A 13,930-nucleotide genomic window follows, 5' to 3' on the forward strand; every position below is an offset into this window, starting at 1 on the left:
ATCGACTGCGGTGTTTATGCTTATCTTCCTAATAGCATCTCTTCCATATCTTCTTTTGCTGTGCTAATTAATTTTAGGTTAAATGTATCTTGAAGAACATTTAAGACACCTTCCGAAATAAATTCAGGAGGCTTCGGTCCAATTCGAATATCTTTAATTCCTAAACTGAAAAGCCCTAACAGAATGGCTACTGCCTTTTGCTCAAACCATGATAATACAATACTAACCGGAAGTTCATTCACTTCACAGCCAAACGCGTCGGCTAATGCCAAGGCAATTTTTACCGTTGAGCCAGAATTATTGCATTGACCTAAATCAATATATCTTGGGATATTGGTTCCAGGGACAACGCCATAGTCAACATCATTAAAGCGGAATTTCCCACAGGAAGTGGTTAAAATCACTGTCTCAGGCGGGAGTGAAGTGGCAAGCTCGCGGTAATAATCTCCGCCATGCCCTGGAGCATCACATCCTGCAATTACAAAGAAGCGTTTAATTTTCCCAGCTTTAACTGCATCAATTACTTCTGGGGCAAGTCCTAATACTGTTTCATGATGAAAGCCGGTGAGTAATGTTTCATCCGATTCTATCGCTGCTTCAGGAAGTTCTAATGCCCTTTGAATTAATGGTGTAAAATCATCATTGATAATCTTCTCCACATTTTCGAGTCCTGCCACTTCATATGTAAACATTCTGTCAGCGTACTTTCCTTTAATAGGCATGACACAGTTTGTTGTTGCAAGAATGGCTCCAGGAAATTTTTCAAAAAGCCGACGTTGGTCATACCAGGCTTTGCCGATGTTTCCTTTTAAATGAGCATATTTTTTCAATGCTGGATATCCATGGGCAGGCAGCATTTCAGAATGAGTATAAATATTGATACCATTGCCTTCTGTTTGTTTCAATAACTCCTCTAATGCAAACAGATTATGGCCTGTAACAACAATACACTTGCCTTCAATTTTATTTTGGCTAACACGGATTGGCTGGGGAATGCCTAAGCGATTCGTATGGGCTTCATCAAGGATACCCATGACACGGACAGCTGCTTGCCCTACCTTCATTGCCATAGCAATATGTTCCTGAACATTGAAGTTAGAATTGGTTAACGTTAAGTAAAGTGCTTCATGTGTTGTTGAATCAACAAAGGGATCGGTATAACCTAATTGATTCGCATGTGTACGGTAGGCAGCAATGCCCTTTAATCCAAAAATAATTGTATCTTGTAAGCTAGCAATTGTTTCATCTTTTCCGCAAACACCCATTACTGTACAACCGCCTGATGGGGTTTGTTCACATTGATAACAGAACATATAGCTTCCTCGCTTTCCATCCATTAATTACTACTCTAGCGTACAAATTTTCATAACCAATCAGTGTGATTCAAATCACATTATGCAAGATTGTAATAATTTGTTCAAAAAGTTATTGCAATTTTATGACGGCACCTACCTAGATTTCATAGCATATGATATGGAGAAAAATAATGGAAAGAGAGGGAATGATCATGTCATCCATGTTTCCGAACGATAAAAATAACCATAAAAACCAGATGGCTGAACCTTTTCGTGAATTAGTAAAATCAATGAACGATTTCTTTACTGAAAAACCAATTCGAGGGTTTTTACAAACCATAGATGATTTTTTCAAGTCTCCTTTTCCCACTGGTGCAGGCTTTCAAATTGAAACAGAAGAAACCGGTAAGGAACATATCATTTCTGCAGAACTTCCTGGTGTTAAACGGGAGCAAATTCAATTAAACATTACTGGAAATTATCTAACTATTACTGTTGTAAATAATGAGTTAGAAACTCAGGAAAATGATCAGACGCAAGTGTATAGTCGGAAATTCCTTCGACAACAATCGTCAAGAACGATTTCACTACCACATGTTATCAATGAGAAACAGGTAAAGGCTTCGTACCGAGATGGGTTATTACAAATACGTATTCCTCAAGAAAAAGGGAAGATTATTGAAATAGAAGACTAACATAAGAAAAGCGGAAGCGCCCTGTTCAGCGGCGTATGGCCTGGAGCTCTCCAACTGAGATAAGGTGAAACTTCAATCAGCGAACGTTCTTCTCGCTGATTGTTAGTTGAACCGATCGGCTGCTTACGGGCAGTTGAGAATCTACTGCCCGTTAAACGCGATAAAGGAAACACGAAGAGCTGGAGGCGCATTCGTGCTTGACTTATCGTAGGGCGGAGAGCGAAGGACACTAGCCGCTAGGGCGCTGGAGCTGGACAATTCTCGAAGATTTTTATACTTTCATAACTTATAAAGGAAAAGACGGCTTATAAAATAGCCGTCTTTTCCTTTTATACTTTAAAAATCCCTCCGAAACTTTTAACCAGCGTTGACACTTGATTTACAGCATTCATCATTTGGCCGGCCGTATTCACCATTTTATTAAGATCTACCGATCCGTCTTGAGACTTGAAGGAATTCATAATTGATTGGACACCGCCTGGTTGTTTTGGCATAATACTGTTTTTTGGATAAGGATTCATCACAGGATATCCATTCATAGGCATATAAGGTTGTTGTTGTACCATTTCATCCTTTGGTTGAAGCGGGTTTTGAAAAAGGAATTGGGCATCCTTTTGAGAATATCCTGGATTCGGGTTTGGTATATTTTGTGGGAAGATTCCTGGTTGATACGTTTGACCATATCCCTGTATACTTTGCGGATAATAAAGGTTTGGTTGTTGGTACATCATCCAATCCTTTGACTGGGTTTGCATTTGATATGGGATGGGTTGATTTCGCTGAATATATTGCTGATGCTTCCATTGTGGTTCCACTGGAACTTGGTGCATCATTTGCCCCGAGTATCCATTTTGAAAGTGGTTATTTGGTCTTTTTTTACCAAACATGGGCAAACATCTCCTCTTTATAATTCTCTATTACACATTATGAAGGCAAGAGATGAATGGTGATTCTCTGAAAATGATTTACATTGTCAAAATCACAGGAATTTTGTCTGAAGTTTAAATATTTTAAAAACTAGGAATCCTCCTATTTCATGGTACGATATAAAAAAGATGAAGGAGGAACTATTAATGGACATTCGTGAATTAAAAAGCAAATTTAATCAAAGTCGGGATTATTCCACTGATGACGTTAATGCACTAATGGATTTTGCAAAGAAAGCGTACATTCACAATGAAATTAGTATAAAAGAATATCGCCTTCTTGTCCGCGAGCTTGAAATCCAAGGCGCGGTTATACCTGAATCGGATAAAGAAAACTCCCTCATCGAACATCAGTAGAGCCAAGTTTTTTTCTGCAATGTCCACTAATTGTGGACACGCTCAAGCTTGGCAGAATAAAAATTCAAAGTAAGAAAACTGGCCATAAGACAAAAGAGATGCAAATCTGCATCTCTTTTTTACTTTCTAACTTCGTTCAATATCTCCAGTAGGAAATATTCAACCGTTCGATGAAAATTTAAAAATCTAGATTTACTTGTTTCTGGAAAAAAAGACTGAATAGATAGCTGCTCAATATGTTCTGAAGTCGTGTCAATTTGCTTTAGATGTAAATGTTTATGGTTTATCGTTGGGAGCCATTTCTTCATGGCACTCTTCCACTCATCATTTACCTGCTTTACTTCATTAGCAAATGGTTTTATAACTTCATGAAAATCATACGAAACTCCTGTCTCTCTTCCTTCCTGATAGTACTTTAGGAATAAGTAATTATATTGTAAAAGTCTTTCAGTTAACTGTTGAATTTCCTCTGACATCTTTAACGATCCCTTCCACATCTTCAAAATAAAAAGTAGCAAAGTTTAGCCTGCTACTCTCATTTCACTATTAACATTTTAACTTTAATTAAAAACCTAATTCAAGCTTTAATTGTTTTGACACTTCGTATAAAGAGGGGTCAGAAAATTCACCATTAGAAATTAAGTTCACACTGGCTATTTTTTCTCCTATGTCTGACAGTCTTTTAACCGGCACCGTTATCTTAACTTGTTCCGCCCTGTTTAAGCTAATGCGATGGTCAGAGAATGAGGCTTCTAGAACAGACTCTAGTTCTTCCAGTTGATCATGGATCTCTGTCAACTTAATGAGCAATTTTTCCTTTTCGGACAATGGCTTATTCATTTATTAAACCCTCCTCGCGCTTATCTATTACGTATTATTCTCCTTCTTTTTTTAGCTTCCTTCTCCCCTGACAAAACTAGAAGAAGTTCGTCAAAGAAAGTGAAAAATCCACATGGATTTCTTTCCTTTTCGACAACGCGCTTATTCGCATGAAAAAATGAAAAACCGCACATGCTAGGATAGGAGGTGTTTTTAATGGCTAAAAAGAATAATCCAACTAACAAACAAACAAAATCAGTTTCAGAACAAAAAACAGGCTATGGTGATAAAAAGCTTGATGGACCAAATCGTCCTGCAGAGTAAAGTAAGACACAAAAGCAAGGAACCTTCCTTGCTTTTTTATTTCCATTTTTTTAAATCAAGTGACTTTTGGAGCACAAGCAATAATTCCAGCTGGTTTGATTTTGCAAAATACCAATCAGTTAGATGAATAGGATGACGATGGTTGACAGAACCATATAACCAAACGGGAGAAATCAAGCGATGCTTACTCCAATCTTCATATTTATGACGACGATGTTCGATGACAGGAAAGGTTGTTCTTAACAATGGTGTTTTCCGTACGGTCATTATTTTAAAATATTGTTCATAATCATATCTTGAACCTGTGTGAGGGGTCTTTTCTGCGAATTCCAAAAAATACGGAAACAATCGAGGATGAAAAAGGATACTTGCTAGTCTTTTTCCTAAATTAATCCTCTTAGAAAGGGATTTAAAACCATTGGCACTTGCCCCATATAGTTCTCCACCACATGTAGGAAACAGGACACAGCTGAAATGAAGCCAATCTTGAAAGGAAAATATCATCGAATGAAATACCCTTTTCTTATAAACAGGATGTTCAATAACAGGTGCTTGAATGACATTTTGCTCATTAATAATTAATACAGTAGTTAGCCGTTTCTTATCGTTTTCTTTCCAATACCTAACCCATTCTTTTTGAATGAATTCTGAAACATTAAAAAAAGGAAGTAAATGAAACATGGGTCTATTTAATTTCGTCGAATATTGATAGAGCAATAACTGTGGGAACACATCATGGAAGATAAGCCAATTGGCCCGCTCATACGTAAGGAAAAGTTGTTTTCTTATTTCTGCTTGTAAAAGTTCAGGAAAAATGGCACCCTCGAGATCGCACATATTCCATCCCCCATTTCTTGAAACCATACTGGCAAGAAATGACCAAATAATATCCGGATTTTTTTTAAAATAAGCAAAGTACGCGTTGGTTCTCGTAATATTATCGATATTTTTTTTATTGGTTTCACTTAGAATTTGACGAATGATTGCTTGTTCCTGTATCGTAAGATGATTCATATTCATATTCATCTTCCCTTATTTTTAGTAGAGTTTGAGTAAGGATGGTTTTAAAACTTTTACGAAAAATGAATCATGCTTATAATGGACATTCACGGTACAATTGTTATTAGAGTGTGTCAGAGTATGTATTTTATACACCCCAACCTCGCTAAGATTTGATATGATAGGGTATAGCTTGAGAGGTGGAAATCATGAATCTTAATTATCCAAACGGAAAGAAGTTTGTACCGAAAGAGCGTGAGACAGCAAAGGTAATAAACCACAAAAAAAATGGATCTTATAGTAATAGAGGTATGACGCTTGAGGAAGATTTAAATGAAACAAACGAATATTACCGGGAAAGACAAATTGCGGTCATACATAAGAAGCCAACACCCGTTCAAATTGTCCAGGTAGATTATCCCAATCGCAGTGCTGCCGTTATAAAAGAGGCCTATTTTAAACTTGCGTCAACTACTGACTATAATGGGGTATATAAAGGTAAGTATATTGATTTTGAAGCAAAAGAAACACAAAACCCGACCTCTTTCCCATTAAAAAATTTCCATCAACACCAGATCCAGCATATGGAAGAAGTAATGAATCAAGGAGGCATTTGTTTTGTTATCCTTCGTTTCACAAGATTTGAACAGGTATATTTACTTGAAGCTCGGCACTTATTGTCCTATTGGGATAGAATGAAGAATGGCGGCAGAAAATCAATAACTAAAGAAGAAATTGAACAAATGGGATATCACATACCACTTGGATTTCAACCAAGGATTGACTATATTAAGGTCATAGATCGTCTCTAGATCGGCTTCAATTTTCTAGCAGGTTAGAAAGGAAGGAAACATATTATGTCTGAACAATATCAATCAAGAGAGGAGCGCCGAAAGAAACTCCAATCAAACGGTAAGAAAAAGGCCAAAAAGAAATCCGGTGGACTATTCAAAAAAATCTTTCTCAGTCTTGTTGTCCTCGGAATTGTTGGAATGCTTGCCGGAGTGGGGACTTTCGCCTATTTAATAAAGGATGCTCCTAAACTTGACCCGAAACTATTAAAAGACCCAATCCCTTCAAAGATTCTAGATAAAGATGATAATCAGATTACTGAAGTTGGTGCAGTAAATCGTGAATATGTAAACTATGAGGACATACCAAAGGTAGTCGAAAATGCCGTTTTAGCAACAGAAGATTACCGATTTTATAAACATCATGGGATCGACCCGATCCGCTTAGCTGGTGCGGTGCTAGCCAACTTCCAGCGTGGTTTTGGTGCAGAAGGTGGCAGTACGATTACACAACAGGTTGTTAAAAATACATTTTTAAAACCGGAAAAGACATTAAAGCGAAAAGTTCAGGAAGCATGGCTCTCCTATCAACTTGAGCAGCAATACACGAAGCATCAAATTTTTGAAATGTATGTGAATAAGGTCTATGTATCTCAAAACAGTCATGGCCTTGCAACTGCAGCAGAGATCTATTATGGAAAAAAATTAAAGGATTTAACTTTAGCGGAAGCCGCACAAATCGCTGGGATGCCGCAAAGTCCTAATAATTATAATCCATTTGAACATGCGGATTTAGCTGAAAAAAGAAGAAATATTGTTTTAACGTTAATGAATCAACATGGATTTATTACAAAGCAGGAAATGGATGAAGCGAAAAAGGTTTCAGTTGCATCTACGGTTCTACCTCCAGACCAGCGCAATGTTGACGACAAACCCTTCGATTCCTTCGTGGATGCTGTTATCGATGAAGTTAAAGCAACAACTGATTTTGATATTTTTACAGATGGTTTGACGATTCATACTACTTTAGATACTAAGGCGCAAACACATGTTGACGAAATTCTCAATACAAAGGATAAGGATGTAATTCCTTACCCAGATGAAGAATTTCAGGCAGGAATTGCCCTTCTTGATACAAAAACAGGTGAAATCCGTGCGATTGGCGGAGGAAGAAACCAGAAAGTTAAACGCGGCTTTAACTATGCAACTGACACTCAACGCCAACCTGGTTCTACCATCAAACCAGTACTCGATTATGGTCCTGCAATTGAATATTTAAATTGGGGCACATATGAAATGATTGACGATAAACCGATAACCTATTCCTCCGGAAAGAAATTTGGAAACTGGGATCAAAAGTATAAGGGACCTATGACGATAAGAACGGCTCTGCAATTATCACGAAATACCCCTGCAGTCCAAGCACTCCAGCAGGTTGGCTTGGATAAAGCAAAGGAATTTGCTGTTAGCTTAGGCATCCCATTAAAAGAAATCTATGAATCATACGCCATTGGCGGCTTTGAAACTGGGGTCTCTCCACTTCAAATGGCTGGAGCATATAGTGCTTTTGGCAATAATGGTTTTTACACGAAGCCACACGCTATTAGGAAAATAAAATTGCGAGATGGTACCACGATTAGTACAGCACCAGAACCAAAAGCGGTAATGAAGGATTCTACTGCTTTTATGATTTCGGATATGTTGAAAAGTGTCCTTGTATCCCCAGGTACTGGCACAAGAGCTAAAGTTCCTGGACTCCCGATTGCAGGTAAGACAGGTACAACTAACTATACTGAAGATGAAATGAACAAGTGGAATATAAAGAAAATTGCGGTTCCTGATGCATGGTTCACCGGCTATACAACCAATTATACGGCTTCTGTTTGGACGGGATATAAGGATCGATCCACTCCAATAACAGATGTCCAGGACCAAAGAATCGCTCAGCTACTATTTAAGAATTTAATGGCGTACGTCTCAGAGGATATTGATACCCCTGATTTTGAAATGCCGAATAGTGTTCAAAAGGTTAGAATTGAAAAAGGCACGATGCCTCCAGTTCTAGCAGGCGAATTTACGCCAAATAGTGAAGTGATTACTGAATATGCCGTTAAGGGACATGGACCTAAAAAGGTTTCTCAGAAGTATAACAAACTTGATGCCCCATCAAATCTAGCGGCTAAATATGATGATGTAACTAAGAATATCGTACTAACGTGGAACTATAATAATGCAGCAAACAAAAATATTCAATTTGATATAACCATTAATAACAGTTCTAACCCACAACATCTTGTTCAGGCAGAAACAAGCTTGACGATACCGGCAGCACCAGGTGAGAAATATACCATCTCTATTTTGGCCGTAAACGGAACTAAAAAGAGTGATCCTGTTTCAACATCTATTGAGGTTCCAAAACCAGAAGTAGAAATTGATCAAGGAAATGGTACTGAGAATGGAAATGGGAACGGAACTGGCAATGGAAACGGAGATGGGAACGGAACTGGCAATGGAAACGGAACTGGAAACGGAACTGGAAACGGAAATGGTACTGGCACCGGGACTGGTACTGGCACCGGGACTGGTACTGGTACCGGGACTGGTACTGGTACCGGGGACGGAACTGGAAACGGGGACGGAACTGGCAATGACCAGGGTGGTACGACCCCTCCAGCCACACTTCCTGGCACTCCTTCCAGTAGTCAGGGTACCGGAACACGTGAAAACTAGTTAAGAAAAGCATAAGCGCCCTGTTCAGCGGCGTATGGCCTGGAGCTCTCCAACTGAGATAAAGGAAACACGAAGAGCCGGAGGCGATTCGATGTTGACTTATCGTAGGGTGGAGAGCGAAGGACACTAGCCGCTAGGGCGCTGGAGCTGGACAATTCTCGAAGACTTTAATACTTTCTTATATAGTAAAAAAAATCGTCTAGGCTTATACGCTAGACGATTTTTTTACTATTTGGCTCTTACTAAATTGCTTTTCTTGTTCATTCATTAGTTCTGATAGCTGCCGATAGGAGTGAAATAAAGTTGGTCTTGACACAATAAATCCTAATCTTTCTTCAACATTTACTGGCTTAAAACGAAATTGCTGATAGGAAATCTCATCAGAAAAAGAGTAGGTTTCTTCGTTTGTCACACACAAGAATTTTATGAAGAGGACAATCCCCTCTTCCATCCATTCTTTAGCGTTCTTCTGATTACGGTCACGAAATATTTGTTCAAGTTGGGCCTTAATGCTTTCCCATTTCAGCAATATAGTAGTAACTGTCTCTGTTCTTTTATCCATTGACAGCGACCTTCCCTTTCATTCTTTTTCTACCTTCTCTGCAAAGCTCTAGTAATGGACAACTTGGACATTGAGGATTTTGCGCTTTACAATGATAGCGTCCAAAAAATATCAACCGGTGATGTGTCACCGACCATTGTTCTTTCGGAACCTTTCTCATAAGAGTTTTCTCTACTTCCATTACAGAATCCTTCCAGCGGCAAATGCCGAGACGTTTGCTGACACGTTCTACGTGCGTGTCTACTGCAATAGCAGGAATATTAAAGGCCACTGACACAACTACATTTGCTGTTTTTCTACCCACCCCTGGCAGTTTAGTCAGCTCATCTCGGTCCATTGGTATTTTTCCGTCGTATTCATTTATTATCATCCGGCATAAACTTTGTATGTTTTTAGCTTTATTACGGAAGAGACCAATTGAACGAATATCAGTTTGAAGTTCTTCCAGCGACACTGCTAAGTAATCTTCTGGTGTTTTGTATTTTTCAAATAACACCTTCGTTACTTTGTTGACAAGTGCATCGGTACATTGTGCAGATAATGAAACCGCAATGACTAGTTCAAATGGGTTTGAATGGATTAATTCACAATGGGCATCTGGAAACATTCTACCCATTTCATCTAAACAATATCGAATTTGTGTATTATTCAGCAAAATATCACCTACTATTTAAAATAAAAAAAGCGCAATCGCCCTGGTCAGCGGCGTATGGCCTGGAGCGCTCCAACTGAGATAAAGGAAACACGAAGAGCCGGAGGCGATTCGATGTTGACTTATCGTAGGGCGGAGAGCGAAGGACACTAGCTGCTAGGGCGCTGGAGCTGGACAATTCTCGAAGTCAAAACTTATAAATTCTTATATTATTAAAATAAACGAGAGAAAGTTCTCTCGCTCCACTGATCCTGGCTTGTTGATTGGAAGTTTTACTTATTGCTCTAACCAATTATAGAAGGGAACTGCTGGCTGATGAGTATCATCCTTAGCATGCCCTTTTTCAGTTTGTTTTTGACGGAACTTCCGCCCTTGGTTTTTTGCTTGTTCAATCGTTTTAATTCCGTTTTTCTTCCATTCAAAAAGAATTCTATCAATATAGCGGAAGTTTAATTTACCGGACATGACTGCCTCACGAAGAGCAGCTTTTATAATTATAGGATCATGATGATCGTCATCCATCCACATACCTAGAGATTCACATTCAAAGGGGGATAAAGGCCGGCCAAATTCCTTTTCAAAGCAAGTATAAACATCAGTTTCTTCCGTTTTCTTTTCAATTTGTTTCGTGACTTTATTGTTTTGTAAAAACTGTTCAACAAGCCTTTCCCATAACGGTGTTACTGAATATTTTTCAAACCGTATCCCATCATTTGAATATTGGTCAATAATATCAATGAACCCGCGTTGAATCAGTCTTCTTAACATTTCGTTACAATCTGAGATGGAAACTGTCATTCTTGCCGAAAGCTCTTCAGGAGTAGGAAATTCATTTCCTTTTTCTATAAAAGTAAGGATATTTAGTAAAAGAACTAGTTCAGTTTCGTTTAAATTTAGGTTTCGGTATTCCGAAAACAATAAAGAAGGAATCGTTATATTCCCTTCTTGGAGCCATGCTAAAATATTTGATTTCATTGTTGGACACCTCCCGATTAGTATAACACGAACCGTCTATTCAAGTAAGAGTATTCGGTATCCATCTTTGGAAAGAAAAAAGTCTGCAGGACGCAGACTTTTGGTAGATCCGATTAAATTGAATTCTTGTTGATATGTTAATTTTTAACTTTTGCAGTCACAAACTCCCGCATTCTTTTTACGGCTTCTTCTAATTGGTCTAGTGATGTTGCATAGGATAAGCGAATATTATTTGGTGTCCCAAACCCTGACCCTGGGACAACGGCTACCTTCGCCTCAACAAGTAAAGCTTCAACGAAGTCATCTACACTCGTATAACCAGTCATTTCGGCTGCCTGCTTAACGTTAGGATACAGGTAAAAAGCACCTTGCGGTTTTACGCAGCTGAAACCAGGAATGGCAACTAGTTTATCAAATATGATTTCTAATCTCTTCTCAAACGCTAAACGCATTTCTTCCACTGTTTCCTGTGAGCCGTTGTAGGCTGCAATGGCTGCATATTGGGCCGTTGTTGTTGGATTGGATGTACTATGACTAGCAAGATTGGTCATGGCCTGCACAATCTCTTTATTCCCCGCAGCATACCCTATTCTCCACCCCGTCATTGAATGGGATTTGGAAACACCATTGATAACAATAGTTTGCTCTTTAAGCTCAGGAGAAAGTTCTGCGATTGAAACATGCTTAGCACCAAAGTAAATAAGCTTTTCATAGATTTCATCGGACACGATTAGAATATTTTTTTCAAGACAAATATTACCTAGCTCCAGAAGTTCTTCAGCCGAATACAAGACCCCTGTTGGGTTACTAGGTGAATTAATAATAACCGCTCTTGTCTTATCTGTAATAGCTTCTTTTAATTGTTCTGGAACGATTTTAAAGTTATTTTGTTCCTGACCTTCAACATAAACTGGAACTCCGCCAGCTAATTTAACTTGTTCGGGGTAACTTACCCAATAAGGGGTTGGAATGATTACTTCATCCCCATCATTCAAGATTACTTGAAATAAAGTATACAGAACATGTTTTGCCCCATTCCCAACAATAATTTCATTAGGTTTATATATTAATCCCTGATCCGTTTCAAATTTCTTGATGATTGCCTTTTTTAAGGCTGGCAATCCCGCAGAAGGTGTGTATTTTGTATGACCTTCATTCATTGATTGTACGGCAGCATCTAAAATATGTTGGGGTGTATTAAAGTCTGGTTCCCCCGCCCCTAATCCAATAACATTTTCCCCTTGTGCCTTTAATTCATTTGCTTTTGCTGTAATGGCTAATGTTGTTGATGGTGTAAGTGCCATTACTCGATTTGCTAATTTCACTGCCATGCCTCTTCCTTCCTCCAGTCAATACAGACTATAGATTTTCAATTTTTTTTAGCCATTCACCCGTTTCAAAGTGAACATAATAATAATTTATTAAATTATTTTCAGAACGGTAATAAATTTCCCATAATGGAATATCTTTTTCCATTCCAAGCCGGACTGAAATAATCTTCTTAGGATTTTTTTCTTGCAATAATTTTTGAACAGCATCGTCTCGAGAAATGCCATCTTTTACTTTTTTAACAATAACTTTCTTACTCTTATCAGGAATCCAGACGATGATTTTTTCACCTTGTTTATTTTTTCCTTCAATCACATTTACTGTTTCGATACTATTGTATATATGAAAATCTGTCACTTCACTAAATTGAACTTTATTGCTTGCGATTGTGACAGCCTTTTTTTCAGCAGCTTTAACTGGTGAAATAGAAGAAAAGTATACTTTTGTCAAAATGCCAATAACGATGATTACGAATAATACGAGAATTACAACCCATTTTTTCATTTCGATTCACTTCTTTATATACGATATATTGTAAATATTATTATAACAGGATAATCACCGATGTGTGATGAATCTGATTAAAATTAATTGAATTTTTTCAGAATGGTAATCATTCTTCTTCTGCTTCTGCAGGAATAGTGATAATCTCATAATTTGATTCTGTGAATTTAACTGTTACGGTTCCGTGTTTCTTGGTAAAATACACCTCTGACCATATCCCATGCAAATCTTGAAGTAAGTCTGGATCTGGATAATCCGCCTCGGCAGCAAAAAGGATCGAAATTTGCGGATTGAGCGTTTGGATTAATTGCTCAGATAATCTGTCTTTGTTTATACTATTGGGTATCTTAAAGACATGAACATCGTTAAGATTTTTCTTTAGAAAAGTTTGCTCCGCTCGCTCACTATAAGAAGTCATTAAAAAAATATTGTACTTGAAAATACTCAACATTAAATCCAATCCTTCATTTTCATCATTTCCGACGAATTGAACTTCAGCCATCATTTCAGGCAGAATCTCTTTTTTTGTGCCCTCTCCCCAAACTATAAGTGAAATAGGCTTAGATGGGGATAAAAATTTTTTTAATTGTAAAGAAAGTTCTGGTGTCGTCACGATTTCTTTAATGTGATATTTCGTCATTAACTGGTTAATGGTATGAATATTCAGCTCCCGCTCATCCTTAGTTAGAATGAGCGTAGATATTTCTTTTACATCATAAAGGGAAAGCCACCCTTCTAATTCAGCCAAAGTTCCTTTCCCACCAACATTCACTAAAATTGTTTTACCATTAGGACCTTGTACTAGTGTGGCCTCACCCGCAGACAGGCCCAAAAAAGTGACCGCTGCTTGATGCTCCTTTATATTTAAGTCAATATTTTCCACATTACTCGAAAATGATGTTTCAGCTTTTACTAACAAGTGGCTTGGAAAAAATAAAGCAATTATAATAAGCAATATTTTCATACACAGTC

15 protein-coding genes are annotated in these 13,930 nt (G+C 38.0%); 4 read left to right on the forward strand and 11 right to left on the reverse strand.

What is annotated here, in order from left to right; translation table 11 throughout:
• Positions 1-20 precede the first annotated feature (20 nt).
• A complete protein-coding gene (gene hcp / locus AC3ANL_RS16995) occupies positions 21-1,313 on the reverse strand; it encodes a hydroxylamine reductase (RefSeq protein WP_488329757.1) in 1,293 nt (430 codons plus the stop codon).
• A gap of 173 nt (positions 1,314-1,486) precedes the next feature.
• Here hcp and AC3ANL_RS17000 point away from each other — a divergent pair, with 173 nt between their 5' ends.
• Positions 1,487-1,990: an Hsp20/alpha crystallin family protein gene (locus tag AC3ANL_RS17000; RefSeq protein ID WP_488325589.1), complete on the forward strand. Its 504-nt coding sequence runs from the start codon at positions 1,487-1,489 to the stop codon at positions 1,988-1,990.
• A 329-nt stretch (positions 1,991-2,319) separates the two neighbouring features.
• Here AC3ANL_RS17000 and AC3ANL_RS17005 read toward each other — a convergent pair whose 3' ends face one another.
• A complete protein-coding gene (locus AC3ANL_RS17005) occupies positions 2,320-2,877 on the reverse strand; it encodes a YppG family protein (RefSeq protein WP_488325590.1) in 558 nt (185 codons plus the stop codon).
• Between the two features lie 186 nt (positions 2,878-3,063).
• On the opposite strand from AC3ANL_RS17005, the gene yppF reads away from it, so the two are divergent.
• Entirely contained in the window at positions 3,064-3,273 is a 210-nt protein-coding gene (yppF, locus tag AC3ANL_RS17010) for a YppF family protein (protein ID WP_488325591.1), read from the forward strand.
• Between the two features lie 119 nt (positions 3,274-3,392).
• On the opposite strand, the gene AC3ANL_RS17015 is transcribed toward yppF, so the two are convergent.
• The 3 genes from AC3ANL_RS17015 to AC3ANL_RS17025 form a co-directional block, all read right to left on the reverse strand.
• The gene (locus AC3ANL_RS17015) at positions 3,393-3,749 is read right to left on the reverse strand and encodes a YppE family protein (protein WP_488325592.1); all 357 of its coding nucleotides are present in this window, start codon (positions 3,747-3,749) and stop codon (positions 3,393-3,395) included.
• Between the two features lie 88 nt (positions 3,750-3,837).
• Positions 3,838-4,113 carry a hypothetical protein gene (locus AC3ANL_RS17020; protein ID WP_488325593.1) on the reverse strand — a complete coding sequence of 92 codons (276 nt, stop codon included), beginning with the start codon at positions 4,111-4,113 and terminating at the stop codon, positions 3,838-3,840.
• 339 nt (positions 4,114-4,452) lie between these two features.
• Complete coding sequence (locus AC3ANL_RS17025; protein ID WP_488329758.1) at positions 4,453-5,430, reverse strand: DUF2515 domain-containing protein; 978 nt, start codon at positions 5,428-5,430, stop codon at positions 4,453-4,455.
• Between the two features lie 194 nt (positions 5,431-5,624).
• On the opposite strand from AC3ANL_RS17025, the gene recU reads away from it, so the two are divergent.
• Together recU and AC3ANL_RS17035 are read left to right on the forward strand one after the other, a co-directional pair.
• On the forward strand, positions 5,625-6,227 hold the full coding sequence (gene recU, locus AC3ANL_RS17030; protein ID WP_488325594.1) for a Holliday junction resolvase RecU: 603 nt from the start codon (positions 5,625-5,627) through the stop codon (positions 6,225-6,227).
• A 45-nt stretch (positions 6,228-6,272) separates the two neighbouring features.
• On the forward strand, positions 6,273-8,936 hold the full coding sequence (locus AC3ANL_RS17035) for a PBP1A family penicillin-binding protein (RefSeq protein WP_488325595.1): 2,664 nt from the start codon (positions 6,273-6,275) through the stop codon (positions 8,934-8,936).
• Between the two features lie 205 nt (positions 8,937-9,141).
• Here AC3ANL_RS17035 and AC3ANL_RS17040 read toward each other — a convergent pair whose 3' ends face one another.
• The 6 genes from AC3ANL_RS17040 to AC3ANL_RS17065 all read right to left on the reverse strand — a co-directional run bounded on the left by AC3ANL_RS17040 (position 9,142) and on the right by AC3ANL_RS17065 (position 13,922).
• Positions 9,142-9,498 (reverse strand): YpoC family protein, encoded by a 357-nt coding sequence (locus tag AC3ANL_RS17040; protein WP_488325596.1) that lies wholly within the window; start codon positions 9,496-9,498, stop codon positions 9,142-9,144.
• Positions 9,491-10,153, reverse strand: a complete 663-nt coding sequence (gene nth / locus AC3ANL_RS17045; RefSeq protein ID WP_488325597.1) for an endonuclease III — start codon at positions 10,151-10,153, stop codon at positions 9,491-9,493. Before nth ends, AC3ANL_RS17040 begins: the two co-directional genes overlap by 8 nt.
• 273 nt (positions 10,154-10,426) lie before the next feature.
• Positions 10,427-11,125, reverse strand: a complete 699-nt coding sequence (locus AC3ANL_RS17050; RefSeq protein ID WP_488325598.1) for a DnaD domain protein — start codon at positions 11,123-11,125, stop codon at positions 10,427-10,429.
• A 137-nt stretch (positions 11,126-11,262) separates the two neighbouring features.
• Positions 11,263-12,450, reverse strand: coding sequence for a pyridoxal phosphate-dependent aminotransferase (locus tag AC3ANL_RS17055; protein WP_488329759.1), 1,188 nt, complete (start codon positions 12,448-12,450; stop codon positions 11,263-11,265).
• A 34-nt stretch (positions 12,451-12,484) separates the two neighbouring features.
• The gene (locus AC3ANL_RS17060) at positions 12,485-12,958 is read right to left on the reverse strand and encodes a cell wall elongation regulator TseB-like domain-containing protein (protein WP_488325599.1); all 474 of its coding nucleotides are present in this window, start codon (positions 12,956-12,958) and stop codon (positions 12,485-12,487) included.
• A 109-nt stretch (positions 12,959-13,067) separates the two neighbouring features.
• Positions 13,068-13,922, reverse strand: coding sequence for a ComEC/Rec2 family competence protein (locus AC3ANL_RS17065; protein WP_488325600.1), 855 nt, complete (start codon positions 13,920-13,922; stop codon positions 13,068-13,070).
• Between the last annotated feature and the right edge of the window lie 8 nt (positions 13,923-13,930).

The sequence above is a fragment of the Neobacillus sp. DHD-1R genome, assembly GCF_057747995.1.